The organism is Pseudarthrobacter adonitolis (assembly GCF_055412845.1).
In genome coordinates, this window is record NZ_JBVAYW010000004.1 from 163531 (window position 1) to 189094 (window position 25564).

Annotated in this window: 23 protein-coding genes and 1 pseudogene; 14 read left to right on the forward strand and 10 right to left on the reverse strand. The window is 65.5% G+C overall.

The window, feature by feature from the left end; translation table 11 throughout:
• Nucleotides 1-28: 28 nt before the first annotated feature.
• Together ACZYZ4_RS06880 and ACZYZ4_RS06885 are read left to right on the forward strand one after the other, a co-directional pair.
• Entirely contained in the window at nucleotides 29-1540 is a 1512-nt protein-coding gene (locus ACZYZ4_RS06880) for a dihydrolipoamide acetyltransferase family protein (RefSeq protein ID WP_463859358.1), read from the forward strand.
• A gap of 28 nt (nucleotides 1541-1568) precedes the next feature.
• Entirely contained in the window at nucleotides 1569-2177 is a 609-nt protein-coding gene (locus tag ACZYZ4_RS06885) for a phosphatase PAP2 family protein (protein WP_463859360.1), read from the forward strand.
• Nucleotides 2178-2494: 317 nt separating this feature from the next.
• On the opposite strand, the gene ACZYZ4_RS06890 is transcribed toward ACZYZ4_RS06885, so the two are convergent.
• The 4 genes from ACZYZ4_RS06890 to ACZYZ4_RS06905 form a co-directional block, all read right to left on the reverse strand.
• A complete protein-coding gene (locus ACZYZ4_RS06890) occupies nucleotides 2495-2923 on the reverse strand; it encodes a universal stress protein (protein WP_463859362.1) in 429 nt (142 codons plus the stop codon).
• Between the two features lie 52 nt (nucleotides 2924-2975).
• On the reverse strand, nucleotides 2976-4280 hold the full coding sequence (locus tag ACZYZ4_RS06895) for an aminotransferase-like domain-containing protein (RefSeq protein WP_463859364.1): 1305 nt from the start codon (nucleotides 4278-4280) through the stop codon (nucleotides 2976-2978).
• A gap of 57 nt (nucleotides 4281-4337) precedes the next feature.
• Complete coding sequence (locus ACZYZ4_RS06900; protein ID WP_463859366.1) at nucleotides 4338-5198, reverse strand: GerMN domain-containing protein; 861 nt, start codon at nucleotides 5196-5198, stop codon at nucleotides 4338-4340.
• A gap of 215 nt (nucleotides 5199-5413) precedes the next feature.
• Nucleotides 5414-5971, reverse strand: coding sequence for an NAD(P)H-dependent oxidoreductase (locus ACZYZ4_RS06905; RefSeq protein ID WP_463859368.1), 558 nt, complete (start codon nucleotides 5969-5971; stop codon nucleotides 5414-5416).
• A 122-nt stretch (nucleotides 5972-6093) separates the two neighbouring features.
• Here ACZYZ4_RS06905 and ACZYZ4_RS06910 point away from each other — a divergent pair, with 122 nt between their 5' ends.
• From ACZYZ4_RS06910 to ACZYZ4_RS06935, 6 genes are all read left to right on the forward strand, one after another.
• Entirely contained in the window at nucleotides 6094-6702 is a 609-nt protein-coding gene (locus ACZYZ4_RS06910) for a TetR/AcrR family transcriptional regulator (protein ID WP_463859370.1), read from the forward strand.
• 360 nt (nucleotides 6703-7062) lie between these two features.
• On the forward strand, nucleotides 7063-8046 hold the full coding sequence (locus ACZYZ4_RS06915; protein WP_463859371.1) for an ABC transporter permease: 984 nt from the start codon (nucleotides 7063-7065) through the stop codon (nucleotides 8044-8046).
• Nucleotides 8047-8048: 2 nt separating this feature from the next.
• Nucleotides 8049-9023, forward strand: coding sequence for an ABC transporter permease (locus ACZYZ4_RS06920; RefSeq protein ID WP_463859373.1), 975 nt, complete (start codon nucleotides 8049-8051; stop codon nucleotides 9021-9023).
• Nucleotides 9020-11251, forward strand: a complete 2232-nt coding sequence (locus ACZYZ4_RS06925) for an ABC transporter ATP-binding protein (RefSeq protein WP_463859375.1) — start codon at nucleotides 9020-9022, stop codon at nucleotides 11249-11251. The genes ACZYZ4_RS06920 and ACZYZ4_RS06925 overlap by 4 nt, the downstream gene beginning before the upstream one ends.
• Nucleotides 11252-11299: 48 nt before the next feature.
• Entirely contained in the window at nucleotides 11300-13018 is a 1719-nt protein-coding gene (locus ACZYZ4_RS06930) for an ABC transporter family substrate-binding protein (protein ID WP_463859377.1), read from the forward strand.
• A 149-nt stretch (nucleotides 13019-13167) separates the two neighbouring features.
• Nucleotides 13168-14238, forward strand: coding sequence for a Gfo/Idh/MocA family protein (locus tag ACZYZ4_RS06935; protein ID WP_463859379.1), 1071 nt, complete (start codon nucleotides 13168-13170; stop codon nucleotides 14236-14238).
• Nucleotides 14239-14341: 103 nt separating this feature from the next.
• Here the strand turns inward: ACZYZ4_RS06935 and ald are convergent, their stop codons facing one another.
• The gene (gene ald / locus ACZYZ4_RS06940) at nucleotides 14342-15460 is read right to left on the reverse strand and encodes an alanine dehydrogenase (RefSeq protein ID WP_463859381.1); all 1119 of its coding nucleotides are present in this window, start codon (nucleotides 15458-15460) and stop codon (nucleotides 14342-14344) included.
• Nucleotides 15461-15692: 232 nt separating this feature from the next.
• On the opposite strand from ald, the gene ACZYZ4_RS06945 reads away from it, so the two are divergent.
• Nucleotides 15693-16910: a PucR family transcriptional regulator gene (locus ACZYZ4_RS06945; RefSeq protein ID WP_463859383.1), complete on the forward strand. Its 1218-nt coding sequence runs from the start codon at nucleotides 15693-15695 to the stop codon at nucleotides 16908-16910.
• Nucleotides 16911-16949: 39 nt separating this feature from the next.
• On the opposite strand, the gene ACZYZ4_RS06950 is transcribed toward ACZYZ4_RS06945, so the two are convergent.
• The gene (locus ACZYZ4_RS06950) at nucleotides 16950-17345 is read right to left on the reverse strand and encodes a helix-turn-helix domain-containing protein (RefSeq protein ID WP_463859385.1); all 396 of its coding nucleotides are present in this window, start codon (nucleotides 17343-17345) and stop codon (nucleotides 16950-16952) included.
• 49 nt (nucleotides 17346-17394) lie between these two features.
• Between ACZYZ4_RS06950 and ACZYZ4_RS06955 the strand changes: the two genes are divergently transcribed.
• On the forward strand, nucleotides 17395-18177 hold the full coding sequence (locus ACZYZ4_RS06955) for an alpha/beta fold hydrolase (RefSeq protein WP_463859386.1): 783 nt from the start codon (nucleotides 17395-17397) through the stop codon (nucleotides 18175-18177).
• A gap of 36 nt (nucleotides 18178-18213) precedes the next feature.
• On the opposite strand, the gene ACZYZ4_RS06960 is transcribed toward ACZYZ4_RS06955, so the two are convergent.
• Both ACZYZ4_RS06960 and ptsP read right to left on the reverse strand, forming a co-directional pair.
• Nucleotides 18214-18492, reverse strand: coding sequence for an HPr family phosphocarrier protein (locus tag ACZYZ4_RS06960; RefSeq protein WP_463859388.1), 279 nt, complete (start codon nucleotides 18490-18492; stop codon nucleotides 18214-18216).
• 49 nt (nucleotides 18493-18541) lie between these two features.
• Complete coding sequence (gene ptsP / locus ACZYZ4_RS06965; protein ID WP_463859390.1) at nucleotides 18542-20227, reverse strand: phosphoenolpyruvate--protein phosphotransferase; 1686 nt, start codon at nucleotides 20225-20227, stop codon at nucleotides 18542-18544.
• Nucleotides 20228-20387: 160 nt separating this feature from the next.
• Between ptsP and ACZYZ4_RS06970 the strand changes: the two genes are divergently transcribed.
• The 3 genes and pseudogenes from ACZYZ4_RS06970 (at nucleotide 20388) to ACZYZ4_RS06980 (ending at nucleotide 22925) form a co-directional block, all read left to right on the forward strand.
• Entirely contained in the window at nucleotides 20388-21116 is a 729-nt protein-coding gene (locus tag ACZYZ4_RS06970; protein ID WP_463859391.1) for a TetR/AcrR family transcriptional regulator, read from the forward strand.
• 136 nt (nucleotides 21117-21252) lie between these two features.
• A pseudogene (locus ACZYZ4_RS06975) lies at nucleotides 21253-21765 on the forward strand (PTS mannitol transporter subunit IIA); the annotation flags it as partial.
• Nucleotides 21762-22925, forward strand: coding sequence for a mannitol-1-phosphate 5-dehydrogenase (locus tag ACZYZ4_RS06980; protein WP_463859393.1), 1164 nt, complete (start codon nucleotides 21762-21764; stop codon nucleotides 22923-22925). The pseudogene ACZYZ4_RS06975 and the gene ACZYZ4_RS06980, both read left to right, overlap by 4 nt.
• Before the next feature lie 7 nt (nucleotides 22926-22932).
• On the opposite strand, the gene ACZYZ4_RS06985 is transcribed toward ACZYZ4_RS06980, so the two are convergent.
• Nucleotides 22933-23091 (reverse strand): hypothetical protein, encoded by a 159-nt coding sequence (locus tag ACZYZ4_RS06985; RefSeq protein WP_463859394.1) that lies wholly within the window; start codon nucleotides 23089-23091, stop codon nucleotides 22933-22935.
• On the opposite strand from ACZYZ4_RS06985, the gene ACZYZ4_RS06990 reads away from it, so the two are divergent.
• Complete coding sequence (locus tag ACZYZ4_RS06990; protein WP_463859396.1) at nucleotides 23084-23605, forward strand: GNAT family N-acetyltransferase; 522 nt, start codon at nucleotides 23084-23086, stop codon at nucleotides 23603-23605. The genes ACZYZ4_RS06985 and ACZYZ4_RS06990 overlap by 8 nt on opposite strands.
• Before the next feature lie 215 nt (nucleotides 23606-23820).
• Here the strand turns inward: ACZYZ4_RS06990 and ACZYZ4_RS06995 are convergent, their stop codons facing one another.
• Complete coding sequence (locus ACZYZ4_RS06995; RefSeq protein ID WP_463859398.1) at nucleotides 23821-25485, reverse strand: MDR family MFS transporter; 1665 nt, start codon at nucleotides 25483-25485, stop codon at nucleotides 23821-23823.
• Between the last annotated feature and the right edge of the window lie 79 nt (nucleotides 25486-25564).

A 25564-nucleotide genomic window follows, 5' to 3' on the forward strand; every position in this document is an offset into this window, starting at 1 on the left:
GCTCACGCTTGCCGCGAAAGAGGACACCATGACTCTGAACAAGTTCAACCTGCCCGACGTGGGCGAAGGCCTCACCGAGGCGGAAATCGTCTCCTGGAAGGTCAAGCCGGGGGACACCGTTGCCATCAATGACGTCCTGTGCGAGATCGAGACCGCCAAGTCGCTCGTTGAGCTGCCGTCCCCCTTCGCCGGCACCGTCACCGAGCTGCTGGTTCCCGAGGGCGTGACCATCGACGTCGGAACCGCCATCATCAGCGTCTCTGACGCCGTCTCCGGCGACCCGACGCCGGCCGATGTCCCGGCTCCTGCCACTCCGGTCCAGCCGTTGTACGGCAAGCTTCCCGCGGACGACGCCGGCACCTCAGGCAGTGCCCTGGCCGGCGGCCCGCTGGTGGGATCGGGCCCTAAGGCCGACGCCGTCAAGCGCCGTCCCCGGAAGGCGGCACCCGCCGCCCCGGTTCCGGTGGTCGAACATGCGGGGATTTCGCTCCCCAACCGCTCCCTAACCTCGCAAGCTCGGCCAGTGAACCCGGCGGTCGTGGGCCCAGGCTCAATCACCGGCACCCCGGTGGTTGAGCGGGTCGAGACCGAAGCCGTCGATACCCGTCCCACCCTCGGCGGAACGATCACAGGCCTTGTGAACCGCGTCCTGGCCAAGCCTCCCGTCCGCAAGATCGCCCGGGATCTGGGGATCGATCTCGCCGATGTAGTGGCCACCGGCTCGCGCGGCGAAGTCACGCGCGAGGACCTGGTCAGCTACCAGGCCCAGCGCGATGCAGAGCTGGATCAGGCTGAGGGGTTCTGGGGCAAAGCAGGCAAGCCCCAGGATCAGCGGATTGAACGAATTCCGGTCAAGGGCGTCCGCAAGGCGACGGCCAAGGCGATGGTGGAGTCGGCTTTCTCGGCGCCGCACGTGAGCATCTTTGTTGATGTTGATGCCAGCCGCACCATGGAATTCGTCAAGCGACTGAAGGCTTCACGCGACTTTGAGGGAATCAGGGTTTCGCCGCTGCTGATCCTTGCCAAGGCCGTCATTTGGGCCGCCGCACGGAACCCCAGCGTCAACGCCACCTGGGTGGACAACGTGGACGGGACCGACGCCGCAGAGATCCAGGTCAAGCACTACCTGAACCTGGGCATCGCCGCAGCCACCCCTCGCGGGCTGATGGTTCCCAACATCAAGGACGCGCAGGACCTGTCGCTCAAGGAATTGGCGCTGGCACTGAACAACCTGGCCACCACGGCCCGGGCGGGCAAGACACAGCCCGCCGAAATGCAGGGTGGAACGCTCACCATCACCAACATCGGGGCGTTGGGGATCGACACGGGAACGCCGATCATCAACCCGGGCGAAGTGGCAATCGTTGCTTTCGGAACCATCAAGCAGAAACCCTGGGTCCTGGACGGCGAAGTCATTCCGCGCTGGATCACCACGCTCGGCGGCTCATTTGACCACCGCGTGGTGGACGGTGACCTGTCCGCCCGCTTTATGGCCGACGTCGCCGCGATCCTTGAGGAGCCGGCGCTCCTGCTGGATTAGGGACCCCGGGACCACGAGAATCGATACCTTGAACCAAGCTGCCATTCAGTCCAGGAACCGGACAGCCAGATGGCTGACAGAGGTGTTCCAACCGCCGGTGGTGGTGACGCTTCAGCTACTTATCAGCCCTGTGGTCGAGGCCGGATTCCCAGGCACCATCGGATACGGAGCCTTGGCTGCGCTGTTTGTGTGCGTGCTGCCGCTGTTCGTGCTCCTCGGGCTCGTGAGGCTGGGCAAGGTTACGGACCACCACGTCAGCAACCGCAAACAGCGCGCGCCCGTGCTGCTGATGGCGCTAGGGTCTGTGCTCGCAGGCCTGGTGGTGCTGCAAGCCACCGGTGCGCCGCGAAGCGTGATGGTCATGGTGCTGGCCATCGTCGCCGGCATCATTGTGCTGGCCGCCGTGAGCCCCTTCTGGAAGATCAGCGGCCACGCGGCCGCGGTGTCGTCGGCGGCAGCTATTTCCGTCCTGATGCTGGGGCCGGCGTGGCTGCCGCTGGTGCTGCTGATTCCGGCCGTCGGCTGGTCGCGGGTGGTGCTCCGCGCACACACCCTCGCGCAGGTGGTGGCCGGATCGCTGTTTGGCGGGCTGGTGATGGCCGGCCTGTGGTGGCTCCTGCGCGCCTGGTTCCTCTAGCTGTAGGCCTGAGTATCAGTAACCGTAGGCGGAGTAGGCGGTCAGCATCTCGGCCATCTCGGGATTCCCGCCCATGGCGCCGGCTAAGGCAGCGGATGTTGCGAACGCCGGGCCAGAAGGATGTCGTGGCCTACGAGTTGGCGGCGCTGAAGAGTAATCAAGGGGTCCCTTTGGCTGGAGTGGAGAGTCGTTGTCCGCTCCGTGGAGGGCACCCCCATTTTATCGCCTGGCGGGTGCTGAAACCGGCCTTAATAGGGGTGAGAACGAGACACCATGCACCGCCGCGGTGCGGCTGGTGCATGGTGTCCCGTTGTCAATTAGTCGGCGTCGTAAGTGTTGGCGATGTAGACGTCGCAGGGGGCGTTGTGGGCCACGCTGTTGGCGACGCTGCCCAGCACCCGGCCAATGCCGCGCATCCGCCGGTTACCTACCACGATCATCGTGGCGCCCAGGCGCTCGGCTTCCTTGATGAGCGCGTCGGCAGGCTTGCCGCGGGCCGCCGAGTAGGTCACCTTGATGGAACCGGCCAGGGCCTCGGCCACTGTCTTGGCAACGTGCTCCGCGCCGTCGGCGTCGGAAACGATCCACTGGTCGCTGCCCGAGCCGAAGACCTCGGTGCGGTGGCTGTCGAAGGCTGAGACGACGTGCAGCGAGGCGCCCACAGCGGCGGCGAGATCCCGCGCAGCTTCGGCTGCCTTCTTGGCAGTTCCGCTGCCGTCAACCCCCACGACAATAATTCCGCTCATGCTGTACTCCTTGTTCGGTATGAATTCTTGACCACACTCAGTCTGGCCAACGTTACAGCGCTGTAAGGGCCTCGCGCAGTACCGGGGCCAAGCGGCGGACACCTTCCTTGATGGCGTCGGGCGGCACCGCGCTGAACGCGAGCCGCAGCTTATTGGACGGCGCATCGGACGAGGTGAAGGCAGCCCCCGGGATAAAGACGACGCCGGCATCGATCGCCTTCTGCAGCAGGGGATAGGTATCCACGCCTTCCGGCAGCGTGACCCAGACGAAGAAGCCGCCCTCCGGGCTGGTCCAGCTGGTGCCCGCAGGCATGTGTTCGTCCAGGGCTGCGAGCATGGCCGTGCACCGTTCGGCGTAAAGCCCGCGGTAGGTCTCGATCTGGCCCCTCCAGTCATAGTCCCGGAGGTAGGCGGACACGAGCATCTGGTTCAGGGTCGGAGGGCACAGCGTGACAGATTCGGACGCCAGATAGTAGCGCCGCTGGAGGTGCTCCGGGACCAGAGCCCAGCCGATGCGCAGACCGGGGGCAAAGATCTTGGAGAAGGACCCCATGTAGATGACATCAGCCGGGTTTGCCGCGCGGAGCGGTGCCAGCGGCTCCCCGTCGAACCGGAGGAGCCCATAGGGGTTATCTTCGAGCACCAGAATATTCGCGTTTCGGCATATATCAACAACCCGCTGGCGGCGTTCCTGTGCCAGCGTGATCCCTGAGGGGTTGTTGAAGTTGGGGATGGTGTAGAGGAACTTGATGTTCTTCCCAGCCGTCTGGAGCGCGGCGATCCGGGCCTCCAACAGCTCAGGCACCAGGCCGTCGTCGTCCATCTCCACGGTGGCCACCTCCACCTGGTAGGCCTCAAAGGTATTGAGGGCGCCCACATAGGTGGGGCTTTCCACCAGCACCACGTCCCCTGGGTTGCAGAAGACCTTGGTGGCCACATCCTGGGCCGACTGGGAGCCTGCGGTGATCACCACGTTCTGCGGGAGCGCGTCCAGAATTCCTTCTGCCGCCATCACCTCGCAGATCTGGGTGCGCAGTTCTTCCGTGCCCTGCCCGCCGCCGTATTGCAGGGCGGTGAGCCCTTCGTCGGCGATGATGCTTGCAGCCGTGGCGGCCAGCCGCTGAAGCGGAAGGGATTGCAGGTATGGGCTGCCCCCGGCAAGGGACACCAGCCCCGGGCGCATCGAGATGTCAAAAACGTCCCGCACTGCTGATTGCTTAATGTTGGCTGCGCGCTCCGAAAACAGCGCCTCGTGGGGATGGGCGGCGCGGTGGGCGGACGTGGCCGCGCGCTCGATGGCATCAATGGCTTCGGCCGGTAGCTGCACTGCGCCGGCATCAAGTGTTTCGTGGGTCACACCCTCAGGATACAGCCGACAGTTGCCAATCGTGCAACATCTGTTGATCAAATCGCGCTAGTTGAGGCGTAGTGCTTCGACGAGCCTCACGCCGTTGACGTAGACCTCGGCGCGGATGGCGCCTACCGAGGCGACGGCAGTCTGCGTGAGCTGGGCCTCGATGCGGGGGATGTCGCACGCCCCCGCGGGACGGGCCGAGCCGGATAGGTAGACCGTCACGGCCGTGCCGTCGAAGGTGCCGGACAGGAACGTCAGGGTTGAGCCGGACAGGGAGTTGTACAGCCCGGGCGTCGGTTCTGCGGCGCCGTCCAGCAGGGCGCGCATGGCGTTGGCCAACGGTTCCGCGGGTCCGGCCACGGTGCGGCGGACGCCGGCCAGGCTGTCGTTGCAGCCAAAGCGCACACCTCCGGCCCCGCCGTCGTCGAGCAGTACGTAGTAGGCGGTCACCGTCTGTGATCCGGCGGACTGGCCAGTAGCCGGCACGGCCGGGGGCGGCGCCGAGGGCTCCGGGGCCGGCGATGGGCTTGCCGCGGCGGCCGTAGTTGTACTGGGTGCGGCTCCGCCGCCGGGCGCGGCAGTCCCGGTCGAAGCCGGCCCGGACGCTGGAGCGGTGCCCGGGCTCCGCTCCGGTGTTCCGGGAGCCCCGCCGGACGCGTGGCTTGAAGGCTCGGGCGGCGAAGCGGCGGACGGGCCGGTGGCTTCCGCGGGCGAAGCGGTGGCCGGTGGGGGTGCTTGCGGCTGGGGAATCGGAACCAGGGGCGGCTGGGCGCGGTCAGAGCGTTCAATGGTGGTTGCGCCGGCCGCGACGCTGCTGCCGGCAGACGGGTTGGCGGTTGGGGCGCAGGATCCCAGCCACAGCGGAAGCGTGAGTGCTGCCGCCGTCGCCATCAGCTTTCCGGCGCTCCGCCTGCCTGCCATGTCCGCACCGCGTTCCCGTGCCCAATGCTTTCCGTGCATTTAACGTTACGGCGCTCCCTCAACCCTGAACATGCCCGCGCGGTACCGGTTGGAATAAGACTTGGTCACGTGCGCGGGCTCTAGTCCCTTCCTGCTCACGGCGAGATAACAAATGCCCCGGACACCTTTCGGTGCTCGGGGCATTTGGTTGCTTGGCGCTGCTGCGTGCGGCTGCCTTACGCTGCCGGCTGGGCGGCGGCGAGTGCGTCGAAGACGCCCTTGATCTGCTCCACTACCTCGGCGTCGTCCTTCGGGTGCAGCTCGGCAAAGCGGACCATGGAGCCCGGAACGGCAAGCTTGACGTCCTCAAGCACCAGCGCGCCGGCAATGCCCACTGCCTTGCGGGCTTCGTCCTGTGCCCACACGCCACCGAACTGGCCAAATGCGGTACCGACGACGGCGGTGGGCTTGCCGGAGAGGGCGCCCGCGCCGAAGGGGCGGGACAGCCAGTCGATGGCGTTCTTCAGCGAAGCGGGCACCGTGCCGTTGTGCTCCGGGGTCACCAGGATAAGGGTGTCGGCTTCATTGGCGGCGGCGCGGAGGGCGGCAGCAGCGGCGGGAACCTTGCCCTCGACGTCGATGTCCTCGTTGTAGAACGGGATGTTGCCCAGGCTTTCGTGGATGACCACGTCAACCTGCTCGGGAGCGTTCAGCTGGATGGCTTCGGCCAGCTTCTGGTTGGTGGATTCGGCGCGGAGGCTGCCAACAAGGGTAAGGACGGTGCTCTTCGACATACGGACTCCTGGGGTCGGGCTGCGGATGGGGCCGCTGGCCGGTGGAAGGGTGGAGGCTTGGTGCCTTCATGGACTAAACGGACCGTAGTCCGATTATTATTCCCGGGACTAGGATATGGACTGTGAGCTTTATCCCGCTGCTGCCCGGTTCGCTCTACGGCCCGCCCGCTGAGCGCAGAGACGCTGCGCGGAACCGTGAGCGGCTGTTGGGCGCGGCGCGGGAGCTGATTGCTGAGTGTGGCGCGGATGCCCTGACCATGGACAGGCTGGCCGAGCGGGCCGGCGTAGGCAAGGGCACCGTCTTCCGCCGGTTCGGCAGCCGCGCCGGGCTGATGATGACTCTTTTGAGCGATTCCGAGGCCGCCTTCCAGGCCCGCTTTATGTTCGGCCCGCCGCCCTTGGGGCCGGGCGCTCCGGGGCTGGAGCGGCTGATCGCCTTCGGTACGGAGCGGATCGCGTATGTGATGGAGCATGGGGACCTGGCGAGGGCCGCCGAGTCTTCGGCCCACAGCCGCTATGAGGTCCCGGCAGTCATGCTGTGGCAACGCCATATCGAGCACCTCCTCCGGGAAGAAGGTATGGACGCGGACCCGTTGCTGATGGCCATGTCCCTGACCGCAACGCTGGATCCGGACCGGCTCCTGCACGCCGTCCGCGTCAAGGGCTTGGCGCCCGAGCGGCTGACTGACTCCTGGCGGGAACTTGTCACGCGGGTGGTCCGCGGGCCGTAGAGTACCCCTAAATCCCGCAAATCGTCCAGTCAAATCAATTCCACTGAATTATTCATAACAATCTGATACGGAGCGCACGGATTCCGCTCAGGTGCCCGCATTTCGGACACTACTCTGTGGTAGTTTCCTCTGGAATGTGACCCGCAACATAGTCCACCCGGACTTGTTCTGCGCAGGTCGCGGGAGACCGGCGACACGCTGGTGGAGACCCGCTGGCGGCGAGACCCGTTGCTGGCCGGGAAATCGGAAGGATCTGGAACGTGGATGTAGTGAAGGCAGGAAATCCGTTGCCAGCCCAGGGTGATCCCTTGGAGTGTTCGCCCGTAGTCCTGGTGGCAAAGATCCCGAAGTAGCTGCCACATGATCAGGTACCTCGCCAAGCGCGGCATCACCTACGTTTTTATGATTTTCCTGACCACGTCTGCCGGCTATTTCCTGGCGGTTAGTTCGCTCAAGCCAGCGCTCCTCGAACAGGAGCGGATTCCCCGGCCCACACCCGAGCAGGTCGCCAACTCCATGCGCCTGAAAGGCCTGGACCCGGACCTTAGCCCATGGGAGCGCTACGTTGAGTGGCTCACCGGGATCGTGACCCGCTGGGACTGGGGACGCAGCCCCAACGGCGCCTTCATCAACGCTGAATTCGGGGACCGAGTCTGGATCTCCACCCGGCTCTTCCTTGCATCCATCGTCCTGACCCTCGTCATCGGCGTCGCCCTCGGGGTGTACTCGGCGGCCCGGCAGTACAAGTTCCAGGACCGGGCGATCACCTCCTACAGCTACCTCGCGTACATCGTGCCCGCCCCCATTGCCTACTTCCTGGTCCAGCTCGGTGCCATCAACATCAACGAAACCGTCGGGGAGCGCATCTTCTTCGTGACTGGCATCTCCACGCCTGGCATGCAACCCGGGTGGGCGCAGTTTGTGGATATGGTGGCCCACTATGCAGTTCCAACGATCGCCATCACCCTCGTCGGCTGGGGTTCGTACCAGATCGCGCAGCGCCAGTACTTGCTGGATAACGTCAATGCGGACTTCGTCCGGACGGCGCGTGCCAAGGGGCTGACACGGAACCAGGCCATCACCCGGCACGCCCTCAGGGTTTCCTTCATCCCGGTCGCCCAAAGCATCGCGTTCACCATCCCGGCCATTTTCGCAGGCGGCTTCTTCGCGGAGAAGATCTTCGCCTGGCCCGGAGTGGGCTCCTGGAGCATTGACGCCATCTCGCTGCAGGACGTCAATGCGGCCACAGCCACCCTCGCCTACGGCTCGGTCATCTTCGCCCTGGGCGCCATTCTCGCCGACTTCGCCACCACGCTTGTGGACCCGAGAGTGAGGGTGCAGTAGCCATGACCAACCTCAACGCCATTGATCCGGCAGCGGTCGCGCAGGACGCGCACCTCGAAAGCGCCGATGTGGTGATCGCCAAGTCCACCATCATTTTCCGCCGTTTTATGCGGAACAAGACGGCCGTCGCAGGGCTGGCGATCTTCCTGGGCCTGACCATTTTCTCCTTCGTCGGCGGGTTCTTCACCCCTTGGGACAAGGAGACCATCGACCCCTTCAACATCGGCATGCCGCCTTCCGGTGACCACTTCCTGGGCACGTCCCAGGCGGGCATCGACCTCTACGCCATGACCGTCGAAGGCACCAGGATCTCCATCCTGATCGGCCTGATTGTGGGCCTCGTGTCCGTCCTGGTCGCCGCGGTGTACGGCTGCACCATGGCCTACTTCGGCGGAAAAGTGGACAAGGTGATGCTCTTCGTCCTTGAAGCGCTCATCATGATGCCTGCCCTCCTGGTGGTGGCGGTGGCCACCAGCGGCGGAGGGGACGGCTTGAAGAAGAACCTCCCCAGCTGGCTCCTGCTGATCATCGTGCTCCTGGTGTTCAGCTGGATGGGGACCGCGCGGCTTATCCGCTCGATGTCCATGTCGCTGATGCAGCGGGACTTCGTCAAGGCGGCCCAGTACATGGGCGTCCCGCCGCGGCGCATCGTGTGGCGGCACCTGGTCCCCAACATCGGGTCGCTGCTGGTCCTGGACATCACCCGCGGCGTCACCGGGGCCATCCTGGCCGAAGTGGCCTTCTCCTTCATCGGCATCGGCATCAAGGTGCCGGAAGTGAGCCTCGGCGTGCTGATCGGCGGTGCCACGTCCCAGGTCCAGACCTTTCCTTGGATGTTCTGGGTCCCGCTCACCGTGATGTTCCTGCTCACGGGATCCTTGGCCATGATGAACGATGGCCTTCGCGACGCCTTTGACCCGAGCTCCAGTTCGGTTGGCCGAACCAAGAAGAACAGCGCAGAGAAGAAGAGCAAATGAGCACCTTCGTCGAGCCGGCTGACCCGGCCCCCGCAACGGCCGAGCGGCTCCGCATCGCCGGTCTCCACTCGCCGTCGGACGCCGTGCTGTCCGTCCGGGACCTGAACGTCAGCTTCAACTCCGAAAACGGGGCTGTGCATGCGGTTCGGGGCGTCAACTTCGACCTCATGCCCGGCAAGACACTGGGCATCGTGGGGGAGTCCGGGTCCGGCAAGTCGGTAACGTCGCTGGCCATCATGGGCCTGCTGCCCGCCACTGCCGAGATCTCCGGCTCGGTCAGGCTCAAGGGCAAGGAACTGTTGGGCCTTAGCGACAAAGCCATGTGTGCCTACCGCGGCAATGATCTCGCTATGGTGTTCCAGGACCCGCTGTCATCCCTCACCCCGGTGTACACGGTGGGAACCCAGATCACCGAGGCCCTCACCATCCACAACCCGGGCATGAGCAAAACGGCGAAGGAAACCCGCGCCGTCGAGCTCCTGGCGATGGTGGGCATTCCCAGCCCCAGGAACAGGCTCAGGGCCTTTCCGCACGAGTTCTCCGGCGGCATGCGCCAGCGCGTGATGATCGCCATCGCCATCGCCAACAACCCGCGCGTACTGATCGCGGATGAGCCGACCACGGCCCTGGACGTCACCATCCAGGCCCAGGTGCTTGAGGTGCTGCATACGGCGCAGGAGGAAACGGGTGCCGCCGTCGTGATGATCACGCACGATCTGGGCGTGGTGGCGGGCATCGCCGACGACATCATGGTGATGTACGCCGGTAAGCCGGTGGAAACCGGCAGCGTGGATGACATCTACTACGATCCCCGGATGCCCTACACGATGGGCCTGCTCGGGGCGGTGCCCCGTGTGGACGTCGCGGAGAAATCCTCGCTGGTCCCCATTGACGGTATTCCGCCGAACCTCCTCCACACCCCCACCGGCTGCTCCTTCGCGCCGCGATGCCCGCTGGTGACCGATGCCTGCCTGGACGGGGAGCCCTCCTTGAGCCCGGTTCCGGGCAGCGGCTACCACCAGGCGGCGTGCATCAAATCCGGTTCCCTCGGCGCGGACGTGGATGTCCACGAGATCTTTTCCGCCCCGCCGGTCCCGGTCTCCAGCTTTGACCTCATCCCCCGAGGGGAACGCTCAACCGTGCTGGAACTCAAGGATGTCCGTAAGCACTTTCCGCTGACCAAGGGCGCGCTGCTCAAGCGGCGCATCGGCACCGTGAAGGCCGTGGACGGCCTGAGCTTCGACATCCGCGAAGGCGAATGCTTCTCCATCGTGGGGGAGTCCGGTTCGGGCAAAACCACCACCCTGCTGGAAATCATGGAGTTCCATAAGGACCAGGACGGCGAGGTGATCATCGGCGGCATCAGCAACAAACAAGCCGCCGACGCCAAGACCAAAGGCGCCATGCGCAGGGAGATGCAGATGGTTTTCCAGGATCCCACCGGCGCCCTTGATCCCCGTTTCACCGTCTACGAGGTCCTGGCCGAACCGCTCCAGAACGCCGGACTCAGCAAGCCGGACATCAAAAAACGCATCATGGAACTAATGAAACTGGTGGGCCTGCAGCCGGACCACGTCAACCGGTTCCCCAACCAGTTCTCCGGCGGCCAGCGGCAGCGCGTCGGCATCGCCCGGGCCCTGGCCGTGAACCCCAAGCTGGTGGTCCTGGACGAGCCGGTATCCGCGCTGGACGTCTCGGTCCAGGCCGGCGTGATCAACCTCTTGGACAAGCTCCGTGCCGAGCTGGGTCTCAGCTACCTGATGGTGGCCCACGATCTCTCCGTGGTCCGCCACATTTCCAACCGGGTGGCGGTGATGTACCTGGGCAAGATCGTGGAGATCGGTGAGGTTGACCGGGTTTTCGACAACCCCCGCCACCCGTATACGCGGGCCCTGCTGTCCGCGATCCCTGTCCCGGACCCGCAGTTCGAGCGCACACGGGAGCGGATCATCCTCCAAGGGGACCTCCCGTCCCCATTGGATGCCCCGAAGGGCTGCAACTTCGCCACGCGCTGCCCCGTTTTCGCGGCGCTTCCCGCTGCGAAGCAGGAGCAGTGCCTGACCTTGGAGCCCCCGCTGGAAGCCGTGCAGCCTGCGCCGGCAGTTCAGGTTTTGGAGGCTGGCCCGGTGCCCGCACCGGACCAGCAGTTCGCCTGCTTCTTCCCGGACGGTGAACTGGACGAGCACATGCTGGTAATCCACGAGACGGCGGAACCCCACGCACCCTAGATTTTTCGACCCATCACAAGCATCACTCGCACCTATGAAGGGAAAACCATGAGGAATCTGACCAAGATCGGCGGCGCAGCGGCCATTGCCGCAGCCCTGACGCTGACGGCCTGCGGCGGTGGAGGAACACCCACCGGACCGGAAACCGCTCAGGGGCACGGGGCAGGCAGCGACCTGGCCAAGCTCATCAGCATCAATGAGAAGCCCGCCGCCGATCTTGAGCCCGGCGGCAAGGTCACCCTGCCGCTTGGCGACATCGGGCCGGACTTCAACGGGTTCTCCAACAACGGCAACAGCGCGGACAACTCCGCCTTGCAGATCCCGATGAACCCGGTGGCAATCAACAGCGGCGGAATCGGCGGCTGCTGGAAGCTCGACTTCGTCGGCAAGGCAACACCGAACAAGGACTTCTGCGAGTCCGTGGAGAGCAAGGTGGTGGACGGCAAGCAGACCGTCACCATCAAGGTCAACGAAAAGGCCACGTACAACGACGGCACGCCGATCGACGTCAAGGCCTTCCAGAACACCTGGGACATCCTCAAGAGCCCGGATGCCGGTTACGACATCGTGAGCTCCGGGGCCTACGAGTTCGTTGAGTCGGTTGAGGCCGGCAGCAGCGACAAGGAAGTCATCGTCAAGACCTCCCGGCCTGTCTACCCGCTGGATGCGCTCTTCTTCGGCCTGATCCACCCGGCCGTGAACACGCCCGAGATCTTTAACGAGGGCTTCAACGGCAACCTCCACCCCGAGTGGATGGCCGGCCCCTTCAAGCTGGACCAGTACGACACCGCAGCCAAGACCGTGACGCTGGTTCCCAACGACAAGTGGTGGGGCACCAAGCCGGTTCTGGAGAGCGTCACCTTCCGCCAGCTTGAATTGAGCGCGCAGGTCGCCGCCTTCAAAAACGGCGAGATCGATGGCGTGGAAGCAAACACCATCGCGCTGTACAAGCAGCTTGAGGGCACCAAGGACTCCGAGGTCCGCCGTGGCCAGCGCCTCTTCGCCGGTGGTATGAACATTAACGCCCAGAAGATCACCGACGTCGCCGTCCGCGAGGCCATCTTCGCCGCAGTTGACCGCGAAGCCCTCCGCAAGGTCCGTTTCAATGGCCTGAACTGGGAAGAGCCCAGCTCCGGCTCCATGATGGTCCTGCCGTTCTCGGATTACTACCAGGACAACTACCCGGTGAAGGAAACCGGTGCGGACGTTGCCAAGAAGGTCCTGACCGACGCCGGCTACGCGCCCAACGCCGCCGGAATCATGGAGAAGGACGGCAAGCCCGCCGCCTTCAAGATCAGCAACTTCGGTGACGACCCCACCACCCTTGCCTTCACCCAGACCCTGCAGAAGCAGCTCCAGGCCGGCGGCATGGATGTTGGCATTGACCAGCGCGCCTCGGCCGACTTCGGCAAGGTTATCGGCGGCCGCGACTTCGACATGAGCGTCTCCGGCTACACCGTCGGCCCGGATGCCACCGACGCCGTCAAGCAGTACTACGACTCCAAGGTCAACGAAAACGGCCTGGGCGATGCCGAGCTGGACAAGAAGATCGCCGATCTCGCCTCCATCGAGGACAACGCTGAGCGGAACAAGGCAGCCATGGAGGTTGAAAAGGAACACATGGCGAAGTACTTCTCCATGGGTGTTGTGATGAACGGCCCGGAGATCTCCTTCGTCCGCACCGGCCTGGCCAACTACGGCCCGGCCCTCTTCCAGAGCCTCTCCCAGGTTCCGGACTGGTCCACCCTGGGCTGGATCAAGAAGTAGTCCTTCCCGTCTTGACGGCACCATCTGAATCGGCTTCACCTGAATAAATGCGAAGGCCGGCACAACCCGCACACCGGGAAGTGCCGGCCTTCGTCGTCGGGCCCGGTTTCCAGCAGGATGTGAGAGCGCGTGCGGGTACCGTTTTCCCTATGACCTGGACTGAACCCGAACACCGCATCCGGACCGCCGTCGTCGGCTACGGCCTGTCCGGCAGCGTTTTCCACGCGCCGCTGATCGCGGCGGACCACCGCTACTCGCTGGATGTCATCGCAACGTCCGACGCCGGCCGGCAGGCTGCTGCGACGCAGCGGTACCCGGGCACCAAAACAGTGCCCGACGGCGATGCTGTCCTTGCGCTCGCCGGTGACCTTGATCTTGCGGTGCTGGGGACCCCGCCGGCCACTCACTTTCCGCTGGCGAAGGCCGCCCTGGAGGCTGGCCTTGACGTCGTCGTGGATAAGCCGTTCGCCGTCAGCAGTGCCGAGGGGCGGGAGCTGATCGCACTGGCGGAACGGCTGGGCCGCGTGCTCACCGTATTCCACAACCGGCGCTGGGACGGCGATTTCCTGACCGTCCGGAAGCTCCTGGCCGGGGAGGCCTTGCGTGCCGTGACCCGCTTTGAGTCAAGCTTCGAGCGCTGGTCGCCGGGTATTTCCAAGGCCTGGAAAGCCAGCGCCACGGCGGCTGACGGCGGCGGTGCGCTCTTCGACCTCGGCACGCACCTCATCGATCAGGCCCTGCAGCTGTTCGGGCCAGCCACGGTGGCCCACGCGGAACTGCAGGCGCGGCGTCCGCACGAGAAGGTGGACGATGACGTTTTCCTGGTGCTCAACCACGAGTCCGGGGTGACCAGCCACCTAAGCATGAACATGCTCTGCGCCCAGCAAGGTCCGCGCTTCCGCATTCTCGGATCCACTGGCGCGTTCACCAAGCACGGGATCGACCCGCAGGAGCCATACATTGTTGCAGGCGGCAGCCCACTGGACGCGGAATACGGAGTTGAGGCGCCGGAATGGGCAGGATCCCTGGGCCGCGACGGCCACCTCGACGCAGTGCCCACCGAACGCGGAGCCTACCCCGAGTTCTACCGACTGCTGGCAGCCAAGATCCTCGACGGCGGCGCCGCCTCAGGGCTGCCGCTCCCGGTAGACCCGGCAGACGCCGTCGAGGTCCTCAAAGTAATAGAAAAGGCAAGGAACCTGGCCGCTGCAACGGATTAACCACAAACGCTGGACGACAGACATCCGGCAGCGTGCGTCAGAGCGATGGAGGAGCAGCACGCAGAGGATGTGTGTCGTCCAGCGCAGCGGGACGAACTAAGGCCTATGCGGAGACCAGTTGGTGCCAGTCCGCCACGAGGGGCAGGTTGTGCGCCTCGGAGACCGAGCGGTGCGCAACCTTGCCACCGGCGATGTTGAGGCCGGCGGCGAGGGACGGGTCGCGGTCGAATGCGGCCTTGACGCCCAGGTTGGCCAGCGCGACGGCGTAGCGGAGGGTGACGTTGGTCAGCGCGTAGGTGGAGGTGTTCGGGACGGCGCCCGGCATGTTGGCAACGCAGTAGAAGATCGTGTTGTGGACCTTGTACGTCGGTTCCTGGTGCGTGGTGGGGTGCGTGTCCTCGAAGCAGCCGCCCTGGTCCACCGCGATGTCCACGAGCACGGAGCCGGGCTTCATCCGGGAGACGAGCTCGTTGGTGACCAGCTTGGGTGCCTTGGCGCCCGGGATCAGCACGGACCCGATGACGAGGTCGGCGTCGACGACGGACTTCTCGATTTCGTAGGAGTTGGAGGCAACCGTCTTGAGCCGGCCCTGGTACTGGGCATCCAGTTCGCGCAGGCGGTTGATGTTGATGTCCAGGATGGTGACGTCGGCGCCAAGGCCCAGCGCCATCGCGGCGGCGTTGGTGCCCGCGACGCCGGCGCCGAGGACAACCACCTTCGCCGGGCGGACGCCCGGGACGCCGCCTAGGAGAACGCCCTTGCCTCCGGCGGGTGCCATCAGGGAGGTGGCGCCGACCTGCACGGAGAGCCGGCCGGCGACCTCGGACATCGGGGCCAGCAGCGGCAGGGTGCGGCCTTCCTGCACGGTCTCGTAGGCGATGGCGGTGACGCCGGAGTTGATGAGTTCCTGGGTGAGTTCCGGTTCGGCGGCGAGGTGGAGGTAGGTGAAGAGGATCAGGCCCTTGTGGAAGCGGTGGTACTCGGCCGTGATGGGTTCCTTGACCTTCATGACCATGTCGGCCCGGGCCCAGACGTCATCGGCCTCGGCGACGATTTCGGCGCCGGCGATCGCGTATTCCTCGTCCGTGATCCCTGAGCCCAGGCCTGCGCCGCGTTCTACCAGGACTGCGTGGCCGTGGGTGCGGAACTCGTGAACGCCGGCGGCGGTGATGGCAACACGGAATTCATTGTTCTTGATCTCTTTGGGGACACCGATGATCATCTTGGGCTCCATATTCTCAGGCCGGGTAGGCCGGAAATTGCGGGGATGTTGTGATTCCAGAATAAATCCGGTTGTGACCCAGCTGACAGGATAGCGGTGTCCGGGCCATGCAAATTCGGCGTCATTCCGGGCATTTTCGACTTCATGGATCGACAAATGTTCAGCGTGAGAGCGTCAGGTGTCGCCTGCTGTTCGTTCGCCCGGATGCCTGCCGGAGCAGTAGTGTTACCCCATGCAGCAGGACGTGGAACAACTGGTGGAGCAGGTCGCGCAGAAGCTTGGGCGGGGACTGTCGCTGGAGGACCTGGACGGCCTGCTGCTCGCTTACAGCTCCAACCAGTCCCATGCGGACCGGGTCCGGGTGAACTTCCTGTTGAGCAAGCGGGTCCCGGCCGATGTCAGCGCCTGGCAGCTTTCCCACGGCATCGCCACGGCGGTCCGCCCGGTAGCGATTCCCGCCAACCAGGAGCTGGGGATGCTCGGCCGGGTGTGTGTTCCCTTGATGGTGCGCGGTTTCCGCGTCGGCTACCTCTGGGTGCAGCAGGACTCGGCAGAGGAAAACCCGACGGCGATCCTCTCCCAGTTGCCGGACGTGGCCCCGGAGATCGAGCTGCTTTCCGGCCTGCTGCTGGACTCCAACACCGCCGAGTCCGAGTTCAGGAGGGGCCGCGAACGCGAGTTCCTGGCCGCCTGTTCCGGCGAGGCCAACGCGGTGGCCGCCGTCGCAGGCTGGAAGGAAATCCAAGGCAAGGGCCCGTGGCAGATGGTCACAGTGCTCGACGCCGATGGCTGGGCCGGCGGCCCGGACCCTATCGCCTCCACGCTGATCCACCGGTCAGCCGCCCTTCAGGCCACGGTGGGAGTGGATGTGGCGCTGTTCAGTGCAGGCACGGAAACCCACTCGGTGGTGCTGTTCCGTGAGTCAGTGGGCCGGGCCAACCATGCCCAGGTACTGGTCCACTACCAGCTGGAGCTGGCCAAACGTTCGGGCCGGCCGGTGCACAGGATCATCCTGGGCATCAGTGAGGGTTTTACGAAGCCACGCGAGCTTGCCGAGGCATACAGGCAGTCCAAGCAGGCGGCTCAGGCGGCGGCGGTGGACCCACAGCTGGGAGAACTGGTGGACTGCCGTGCTACCGGGGTCTACCAGCTGCTGGCATCGGCGGGCGGGGGAGCCGGCGCCTGGGCTGACTCCGGGTCCGTATATGTGCGGATGCTGGAGGACCACGACCGCAACGATGAGCTGCTCCCCGTACTTGAGCTCATCTATGACAACGACGGCTCAGTCCAGGACGTGGCCACCAAACTCCACCTGCACCGCAGCAGCATCTACAACCGGCTGGGCCGCATCCGACAGCTCCTGGGCGTGGATCCGCTCAAGGGGATGCCCCGGCTGGAACTCCATGCGGCGCTGAAAATGCGGCGCTGGGCGGGGCGCCCGCGGATCTAGCGTCGGGACCCACGCATCCCGGAGCCAGCCCACCCGGAGCTAGGCCGGCGCTGGCTTCTCTTGCTGATCAAGCTTCTTCTGCCGGTCCAGCCAGGCCATGATGGCCGCCAGCCTGATCCGGCGGTGCGTGCCGCGGTATTCCACGGGGATCTCGCCGCGATCGGTCATGTTGCGCAGGTAGGTGTGGGAAATCCCGGCCAGTTCGGCGGCCTGGGAGGTGGTGAGCATTTCCACCACGCTGCTGACCGTCACCGCTTCGCCGCGGCTGAACCGGCTGAGGAGGTCCACGACGGCGTCCCTCGCCTGGGGCGTCAGCCGGTGGACGGTGCCGTCCACAAAAACCGTAATGTCATTGCCGCCCGCCAGGGCCCGTTGAAGTTTCCCTGCATCTTCGGGTGGAAGCGCAGCCGTCATTCTCGGAGCTATCAATGCCATGGGCACAGCCTAACCCGGTACGTGCAGGAGACGGCGGTATGCTCGCGGGGTGAAGCTCAGTGATGGCGAGGACATTGAATCCGGCGGGCTGGCGGGCCGGCTGTACCGCTCCGTGGCGCCAGGAGGCGAGGTTCAGCGGCAGACGTATGTCCTGCTGCACGGGATCGGCGTCTCCCACCGCTACTTTGCGCGGCTGCACCGGGAGCTGGCCCTGGCAGCAGACGTCTACTCCTTTGACCTCCCAGGTTTTGGTGACGCGCCCAGGCCCCGGCGCCAGGTACCGGTGGGTGAATACGCGGCCTTTGTGCGGGCGGCGCTCGCCGAAGCCGGCGTGACGTCCTGCGTGGTGATCGGGCATTCCATGGGAACCCAGCATGCCGTTGAAGTCGCCCTGCAGGAGCCGGAACTCGTGGCCGGCGTGGTGCTGATGGGCCCGGTGGTGGACCCCCGCCGGAAGTCGGTGGCGCGGCAGGCGCTGGCATTGACCCGCGACGCCATGTTCAGCGAGAGCCCGTCCGCGAATGCCATTGTCTTCTCGGACTATTTCCGGGCCGGCCCACGCTGGTACCTCACCGAGCTGCCCGTGATGATGCAGTATCCCCTTGAGGCCAGGGTCCGGGGAGTCAGCCAGCCGCTGCTTGTGCTGCGCGGCAGCCAAGACCGGGTGGCCGGCCGCGCCTGGTGCCAGCGGCTGGCTGCCCAGGCTCCGCAGGGCAGCTTGGCCGAGATCCCCGGACGCGGCCACGTTTTCCAGCACACCGCCCCGGGACCGGCGGCCGCTGCGATCACCGACTGGCCCCGGCCCGTGGACGGCTTCGGCGTCACCGCCTGAGCGCCACCACGTGAGGTGCGCTCCCGGCGTCGTGCCCTATTCGGCGTCGAGGTCCGTTTCCAGGAGCTTGACCAGCGAGTCCAGTGCCGCGTCGGCGCTGTCACCTTCGGCGCGGAGCACCACAACATCGCCCTTGGCAGCGCCCAGGGTCATCAGCGACAGGATGCTGGCTGCATCCAGTGCGTCGTCCTCCGGATCGCCCTGCATGGCAATGGTGACATCCACTCCCACATCTCCGGCGGCTTCCGCAAATAGCGCAGCAGGGCGCGCGTGCAGGCCGGAGCGGCTGGCGATGGTGGCGATGCGTTCGGGCATGGTTCCTCCTGGTGAGATTGCTTCGTGGCGGTTGGTTAAGGGCGGGTGCTCAGAGGCCTAGTTCTTCGAGTACGGGCAGTTTTTCCCGTACCCAGGCCCGGGCTTCGGTGGCGCTGGGCGCGGACAGGGCCAGCTTGGCCAGCTGCTGCGCCTCGGCCAGCGTGACGGTCTTCAGCACCGCGGCCACGGCGGCCAGGGACCGCGCCGTCATGGACAGTGTGTTGACGCCCAGCCCGGTCAGGACGACGGCGAGGGCCGGGTCAGCGGCGGCCTCACCGCAGACGCCCACGGGTTTGTTGTGGCCTTCGGCGCGGGAGCCTTCCACTGTCAATCCCACCAGGCGCAGCACGGCAGGCTGCCACGGGGTGTTGAGGTTGGCCAGGGGGCCCAGCTGGCGGTCGGCCGCCATGGCGTACTGGGTGAGGTCGTTGGTGCCCAGGCTCGCGAAGCCCACCTCGCGCAGGATGGACTCGGCCGTCAGCGCCGCGGACGGCACCTCAACCATCACGCCCGGATTGGTGATCCCGGCAGCGGTGCACATTGAGGCAAAATGGGCTGCTTCCTCCGCGGTGGAAATCATCGGTGCCATGACCCAGACGTCCGCCTCCGAGTCCCTCTCGGCGAGGGCGATCGCCTGCAGCTGGCGCTCCAGAACGCCCGGGGTGGTGAAGTCGGTGCGGTAGCCGCGGACGCCGAGGGCCGGGTTGGGCTCGGTGGCGTCGGTCAGGAACGGCAGCGGTTTGTCGGCACCAGCATCGAGCGTGCGCAGGACCACTTTCTTGCCGGGGAAGGCGTCAAACACGCTCTTGTACGCGGCTGCCTGCTCTTCCACGGAGGGCTCGGTGTCGCGTTCCAGGAAGCAGAATTCCGTGCGGAACAGCCCCACGCCCTCCGCGTTGAGGCCGGCAGCGGCCACGGCATCCTTGCCGCCGCCCACGTTGGCGAGGAGCGGCACCAGGTGCCCATCCGCCGTCGTGCCGTTGCCGTCAAACACGGCCAGCAAGGACGCGTTGGTGGCCCATGCTTCGGCGGCAGCGCGCTGCGCGTCATCCGGATCCACCGAGATGGAGCCGGCGGCGCCGTCGACGAACACCTCGGTGCCGTCGGCCAGTTCGTCCACGCCTGCGGCGGCGACGACGGCGGGCAGGCCGAGGGAGCGGGCAATGATGGCAGTGTGGGACTGCGGTCCGCCGCCGGCTGTGACCAGGGCGAGCACCTTTTCGGGGTCCAGGGTGGCCGTGTCCGCCGGTGCCAGGTCTTCGGCCACGAGGATGAACGGAGCGCTGGAGGTAGGGATGCCCGGGGCGGGCACGCCCCGGAGTTCGGCCACGATGCGGGCACGGACATCAAGGACGTCCGTGGCGCGTTCGGCCATGTAGCCACCCAGGTTGTGCAGCATTTCGGAGACCGAGGCGCCGGCTTCCCAGATGGCGCGCTGCGCCGAGGTGCCGCGGGCGATCAGCTTGGCGGCGTTCTTCAGGAGCATGGTGTCCTTGGCCATCAGCGCCGTGGCCTCCAGTACCGCCTTGCCGTCTCCGCTGGCGGTTTCCGCGCGGGCTTTGAGCTCGTCATGGACGGCGGCCGCTGCCGCCTTGAGCCCCACGATGGCTTCCTCAGCGGACGTATCGCCGGCCAGCTGCTCGCCTGCGGGGGGTTCGCTGATCGGTTTGGGCATCTGCCGGACGGTTCCGATGACGCGGCCGGGGCTGACGCCAACTCCTGGGAAGGTCTGCACTGAAGGTCCTCATTCTCTGCCGGTAGCCAGGCCCGCCTAGGTTATCCCGGCGCCATGCCGGGGCCGCCGCGACCACTATGTGCGAGGGCGGAAACGTGCCTGAAAAAAGTGTATGTGATTCAGTTCATATAGCAATGCTATAGGTGATAGGGTAGCGGCTATGAGTTTGGATGGCCAGCTTCCCCCCAAAATGCGTCTGTTGCGTGCAGCGGCCGAGTTGCTGGCAAAGTCCGCGGGAGCATCCGTCTCCACCCGCCAGATCACGCAGCTGGCAGGGGTTACGGCGCCCACGCTGTACCACCACTTCGGTGACAAGGAAGGTCTTTTCGACGCCGTCGTCGCCGCAGGTTTTGAAGAGTATGTTTCGGGCGAGAGGGACTTCGCCCCGTCCGGAAATCCGCTGGAAGACATCCGGCGGATGTGGGATAACCACGTCCAGTTCGGGCTCAAGCAGCCGGAACTGTACTTGGTGATGTTCGGCAATATCCGCCCGGAAAGCCGCCCCGCCATCGTTGCCGATGCCGAGGCGCTGATGGAGGAGATGCTGAACAAGGCAGCGGCAGCGGGCCAGCTCAACGTCCAGCCGCGCGAAGCAGCCAGATCCATCCTGGCCGCCAACGTGGGTGTGACCCTGATGCTGATTGCGGAACCCGCCGCCGAACGGAACCTTGAACTGTCCATCATGACCCGGGATGCCATGATCTTTGCGGTGTCCGGCGACCAGGCAGCCGGTGCCGGCCCGGATGACTCCGGGAGGTCCTCGGTGGTGGTGGCAGCGATCGCCCTGAATGCCGCACTTCAGGCATCGCACTCAGATCAGCTCTCCAGCTCGGAACTCAAACTCTTCCTCGAATGGCTTCACCGGATCTCGAGCAGCTCCAACAGCTAGTCAGCGACTGAAGCCAGCGCCAGCTAACTGAATCACTGCACCACGTTTGTGAACGGCAGTACCGTCGTCGAAAATATCGGACCATCCTGCGGAGCAGCAGGAATCACGGTTAGGAAATCACATGGCAACAGAGACAGCTCATCCCCAGGGAACCCCGGAGGAAACGTCCGACGCCGGCGCTAGAGGCGCTGCTGAAACCGCCGCCGTCGGGCCTTCTGACATCCTGGTGGCTGACAGCGTTGTCCTGAACGGCACCGCCACAAGCCGGGACGCCGCGATCGACGAAGCTGGACGGCTGCTGCTTGATCGCGGCGCTGTGGACGAGGGCTACATCGCGGCCATGCACGCGCGCGAGGAGTCCGTCTCCACTTACATGGGCAGCTTCCTTGCCATCCCGCACGGGATCAACGCCGCCAAGGTCCACATCAAGAGGTCCGCGGTTTCCGTGATCCGCTACCCGGACGGGATCGACTGGAACGGCAGGCAGGTCAAGTTCGTGGTGGGCGTCGCCGGTATCAACAACGAGCACCTCCACATACTGTCCTCCATCGCCAAGGTCTTCACCAGCGAGGCCCAGGTGGGGCAGCTGGAAGCGGCGACGTCCGTGGACGAAGTGCTGGAGCTGTTCGGAAAGGTGAACGCACAGTGAAGGCGGTACATTTCGGAGCAGGCAACATCGGCCGCGGGTTCGTGGGGCTGCTGCTGCACCAGGCCGGATATGAGGTGGTTTTCGCCGACGTCGCGGAGGCAGTCATCGCCCAGCTGTCGGCCGCGGACAGCTACGCCGTCCACGAGGTGGGGGAGAACCCCACCGTCCGGACGGTGGACAACTTCCGGGCGCTGAATTCCGGCACCCATGAAGCGGAGCTGGTCAGGGAAATCGCGGCGGCGGACATCGTCACCACCGCGGTGGGTCCCCACATCCTGAAGTTCATAGCCCCCGCCATCACCAAGGGCATCGCCGCGCGGGACGCCCGCCTGGCGCCGCTGCAGGTCATGGCCTGCGAGGACGCCATCAACGCCACGGACATCCTGCGCGCGGAAGTTGCCGCGCTCTGGGATGACGCAGCGGGTTCCCTGGGCTCCCTGGCCGCGTTTGGCAACACCGCCGTGGACCGCATCGTGCTCAACAAGGAGCCCGGGCAGGGGCTGGACGTGACGGTGGAGACGTTCTACGAGTGGGTCATCGACCGGACACCCTTCGCCGGGGGCGCGCCGGTGATTCCGGGGGCAACCTTCGTGGACGAGCTCTCGCCATACATCGAACGGAAGCTCTACACCGTCAACACGGGGCACGCCTCCGCCGCGTACCTCGGCTATGAGGCGGGCCTGGAGAAGATCTCCGACGCCATGGCCGATCAGGACGTTGCCGAGGACGTGCGGGCCGTCCTGGAGGAGACCAAGCAGCTCCTGGTGGCCAAGCACGGCTTCAACAACGACCAGCAGGAAGCCTACGTCCAGAAGATCCTGGTCCGGTTCTCCAACCCGCACCTGCCGGACACCGTAAACCGGGTGGGCCGCGCCCCGATGCGCAAGCTCAGCCGGCACGAACGGTTCATCGGCCCCGCCGCTGAACTGGCCGAACGCGGGATCGTGCCCGAGGCGCTCCTGGGTGCCATCGCCGCGGCCCTGCGCTTCACCGACCCCGCCGACGCCGAGGCCACCGAGCTCGCGCAGATTCTGGCATCTTCATCGCCCGCCGACGCCACGGCCAGGATCACCGGGCTGGCCCCGGAGCACCCGCTGTTCGCGGCCGTGTCCACGCTGGTGGAAGAACGCCAGGCAGAAGGGGCGAAGGCACCCGCCTGACGCTCTCTCACTTCCTGCGGGCTTTCCTGAACGCTCCCGCAATCACGACGCCGGCACTCACCTGGGTGCCGGCGTTGTGCGTTGTGATCTCCTGCACTGGGGCGGGGGTATCGGCGTCGAACGGTGGGTGCCGGGAGCCGCTGTGGAATGCTGGGGAGATGACCACGAACCCCGCCGCCTTGACCCCCTTGCTGACTGCCGACGTCGACGGCGGGACCTTCCGACTCAGGCACGCCGTGTCCGCGGACCTGCCCGCCATCGTGGCACTGCTGGCCGACGATTCCCTGGGCGCCACCCGCGAACTGGGCCTCGACATGGCGCCCTACGGGCGGGCTTTCGAAGCGATCGACGCCGACCCGTCCCATTTACTCGTAGTGGGGGAGTACGTGCCGGTTGGGGCAGCTGACGGCCCCGTGGTGGCCACCTTCCAGCTGAGCTTCCTGCCCGGCATCTCGCGGCAGGGGTCCTGGCGCTCGCAGATTGAGGCGGTCCGCGTGGCGGACAGTCATCGTGGCCAGGGCATGGGAAACCTGATGGTGGGGTGGGCCATCGACGAATCCAGGCGCCGCGGCTGCACGCTGATGCAGCTGACGACGCACAAGACGCGGACGGCCGCCCACCGGTTCTACGAGCGGCTTGGCTTTGACGCCAGCCATGAGGGCATGAAGCTCACGCTCTGACCCGGGCGTTATGCCTTCTTGGAACCCTTGGGCACAAACAGCGTCTCGGCCTGTTCCAGAGACATGCCGTTGGTGTCACGTGAAGCACGCTTTTGGGCCAGCCGGCACGGGAAAAGCCCGGGGTTTCCGCGGAATGACAACGGCAGGCAGCCCAAAAGACTGCCTGCCGTGACAGGTTGCCGCGCGAATGCATGGGTCCGGCGAACCCAGAAGCGCTAGTGGGCCGCCACCGGCGCAACGCCGGCCTCCTGCGGAGCGACTTTCGGGTCCGTCAGCTTCTTGTTCGGCAGTGCGAAGCTGATCAGGAACGCGATCCCGGTGAGGACAGCCGCCGTGATCATCACGGTGTCGATCGCGTACGCGAAGCCCTCCGTAATGGGCCGGGTGAGCACGCTGTTGGCGGAGTGGAGCCAGCTGGTGTCATTGAGCGATTCATTCGATGCCCCGTTCTGGAAGAACTCGTAGAGCTTGGCGTTTGCGGGGTCCGCCGCCACGGCCGGGTCGCGCAGCACGGCCTGGTAGTCGGCACTGGACATGGCTGACTTCATGGTGTCGGCGATCCGGCTTGCGGCCAGGCTGAACAGCATGGAGATGAAGACTGCCGTGCCCACTGCGCCGCCCATGGAGCGGAAGAACGCGGCGGACGACGTGCCCACGCCCATGTCCTTTGGGGGCACGGAGACCTGCATGGCCAGGGTGAGCGGCTGCATGCAGAAACCCAGTCCCATGCCGAAGAATACGGCGATCACGCCGGGAACCCAGAGGCCCGTATCCACGCCCAGGGACAGGCCCATCGTCACGGCGGCGGCGGTGAGGATGCCCGTACCCACGATGGGGAAGATCCTGTACGTGCCCGACGCCGAAATGGTGCGGCCCGCGGTGATGGAACCGGTCAGGATGCCCACCGTGAAGGTGATCATCATCAGGCCGGCTTCGGTAGGTGTGAGCCCCTTGACCAGCTGCAGGTACATGGGCAGCATGGCGATGGCGCCGAACATGCCGATGCCGATGATGAAGTTCAGCAGCGAGGACAGGCCAAAAGTAGCGTTCCTGAAGAGCCGGAGCGGGATCAGGGCGTAGTCCCCGGCGCGCTTTTCAGCTAGCAGGAACCAGATGATGCCCACCGCGCCCAGGCCGTAGCAAAGGAAGGAGTTCAGCGACATAAAGCCCCAGCTGCGGCCCTGTTCCGCCACCAGCAGCAGCGGGACAATGGCGAGCGTGATGGCGGCCGCGCCGAAGTAGTCGATCTTCTGCTTCACGTGCTTGGCCGGCAAGTGCAGGAACATGAACACCACGGCCAAGGCAGCAAGGCCGATCGGCAGGTTGATGAAGAACACCCAGCGCCAGCCGTCAAAGCCAAGGATGTTGGCCGAACCTGCGAACGCGCCGCCCACTACCGGGCCGAGCACGGAAGAGATGCCGAACACCGACATAAAGTAGCCCTGGTACTTGGCCCGGTCCTTGAGGGACGCGATGTCGCCGATGATGGTCAGCGCGAGGGCCAGCAGCCCGCCGGCGCCCAGGCCCTGGACGCCGCGGGCGATGGCCAGTTCCGTCATGGAGTGCACTGAGCCGGCGTATAGCGAGCCGACCAGGAAGATGACGATGGCGGTCAGGTACAGCGGGCGGCGGCCGAAAATGTCGCTCAGCTTGCCGTACAACGGCGTGCTGACGGTGGACGTGATGAGGTATGCGGTGGTGGCCCACGCCTGGAGGGACAGCCCGTCGAGGTCGTTGGCGATGGTGTAGATGGAGGTGGACACGATGGTCTGGTCCAGGGATGCCAGGAACATGCCCAGCATGAGGCCCACCATCACGGTGACGATCTGACGCTGTGTCAGGGTTTCGCCGGCGGCGCGCCCAGCGGTTGTTTTGGACATGGCTTCTCCAAGGAAGAATAAGGGATCACGTTCGATAGTTGCTTTCAGTAACTATGTTAGTTGGCGTTTCATTCCCGCT

Excerpts from the sequence above, each read along its gene's own strand:
- ACZYZ4_RS06880 (WP_463859358.1), top strand. The coding sequence starts at position 29 with ATGACTCTGAACAAGTTCAACCTGCCCGACGTGGGCGAAGGCCTCACC.
- ACZYZ4_RS06890 (WP_463859362.1), bottom strand. The coding sequence starts at position 2,923 with ATGAGCGGAATTATTGTCGTGGGGGTTGACGGCAGCGGAACTGCCAAG.
- ACZYZ4_RS06900 (WP_463859366.1), bottom strand. The coding sequence starts at position 5,198 with ATGGCAGGCAGGCGGAGCGCCGGAAAGCTGATGGCGACGGCGGCAGCA.
- ACZYZ4_RS06905 (WP_463859368.1), bottom strand. The coding sequence starts at position 5,971 with ATGTCGAAGAGCACCGTCCTTACCCTTGTTGGCAGCCTCCGCGCCGAA.
- ACZYZ4_RS06915 (WP_463859371.1), top strand. The coding sequence starts at position 7,063 with ATGATCAGGTACCTCGCCAAGCGCGGCATCACCTACGTTTTTATGATT.
- ACZYZ4_RS06920 (WP_463859373.1), top strand. The coding sequence starts at position 8,049 with ATGACCAACCTCAACGCCATTGATCCGGCAGCGGTCGCGCAGGACGCG.
- ACZYZ4_RS06925 (WP_463859375.1), top strand. The coding sequence starts at position 9,020 with ATGAGCACCTTCGTCGAGCCGGCTGACCCGGCCCCCGCAACGGCCGAG.
- ACZYZ4_RS06930 (WP_463859377.1), top strand. The coding sequence starts at position 11,300 with ATGAGGAATCTGACCAAGATCGGCGGCGCAGCGGCCATTGCCGCAGCC.
- ACZYZ4_RS06935 (WP_463859379.1), top strand. The coding sequence starts at position 13,168 with ATGACCTGGACTGAACCCGAACACCGCATCCGGACCGCCGTCGTCGGC.
- ald (WP_463859381.1), bottom strand. The coding sequence starts at position 15,460 with ATGATCATCGGTGTCCCCAAAGAGATCAAGAACAATGAATTCCGTGTT.
- ACZYZ4_RS06945 (WP_463859383.1), top strand. The coding sequence starts at position 15,693 with ATGCAGCAGGACGTGGAACAACTGGTGGAGCAGGTCGCGCAGAAGCTT.
- ACZYZ4_RS06950 (WP_463859385.1), bottom strand. The coding sequence starts at position 17,345 with ATGGCATTGATAGCTCCGAGAATGACGGCTGCGCTTCCACCCGAAGAT.
- ACZYZ4_RS06960 (WP_463859388.1), bottom strand. The coding sequence starts at position 18,492 with ATGCCCGAACGCATCGCCACCATCGCCAGCCGCTCCGGCCTGCACGCG.
- ACZYZ4_RS06970 (WP_463859391.1), top strand. The coding sequence starts at position 20,388 with ATGAGTTTGGATGGCCAGCTTCCCCCCAAAATGCGTCTGTTGCGTGCA.
- ACZYZ4_RS06990 (WP_463859396.1), top strand. The coding sequence starts at position 23,084 with ATGACCACGAACCCCGCCGCCTTGACCCCCTTGCTGACTGCCGACGTC.
- ACZYZ4_RS06995 (WP_463859398.1), bottom strand. The coding sequence starts at position 25,485 with ATGTCCAAAACAACCGCTGGGCGCGCCGCCGGCGAAACCCTGACACAG.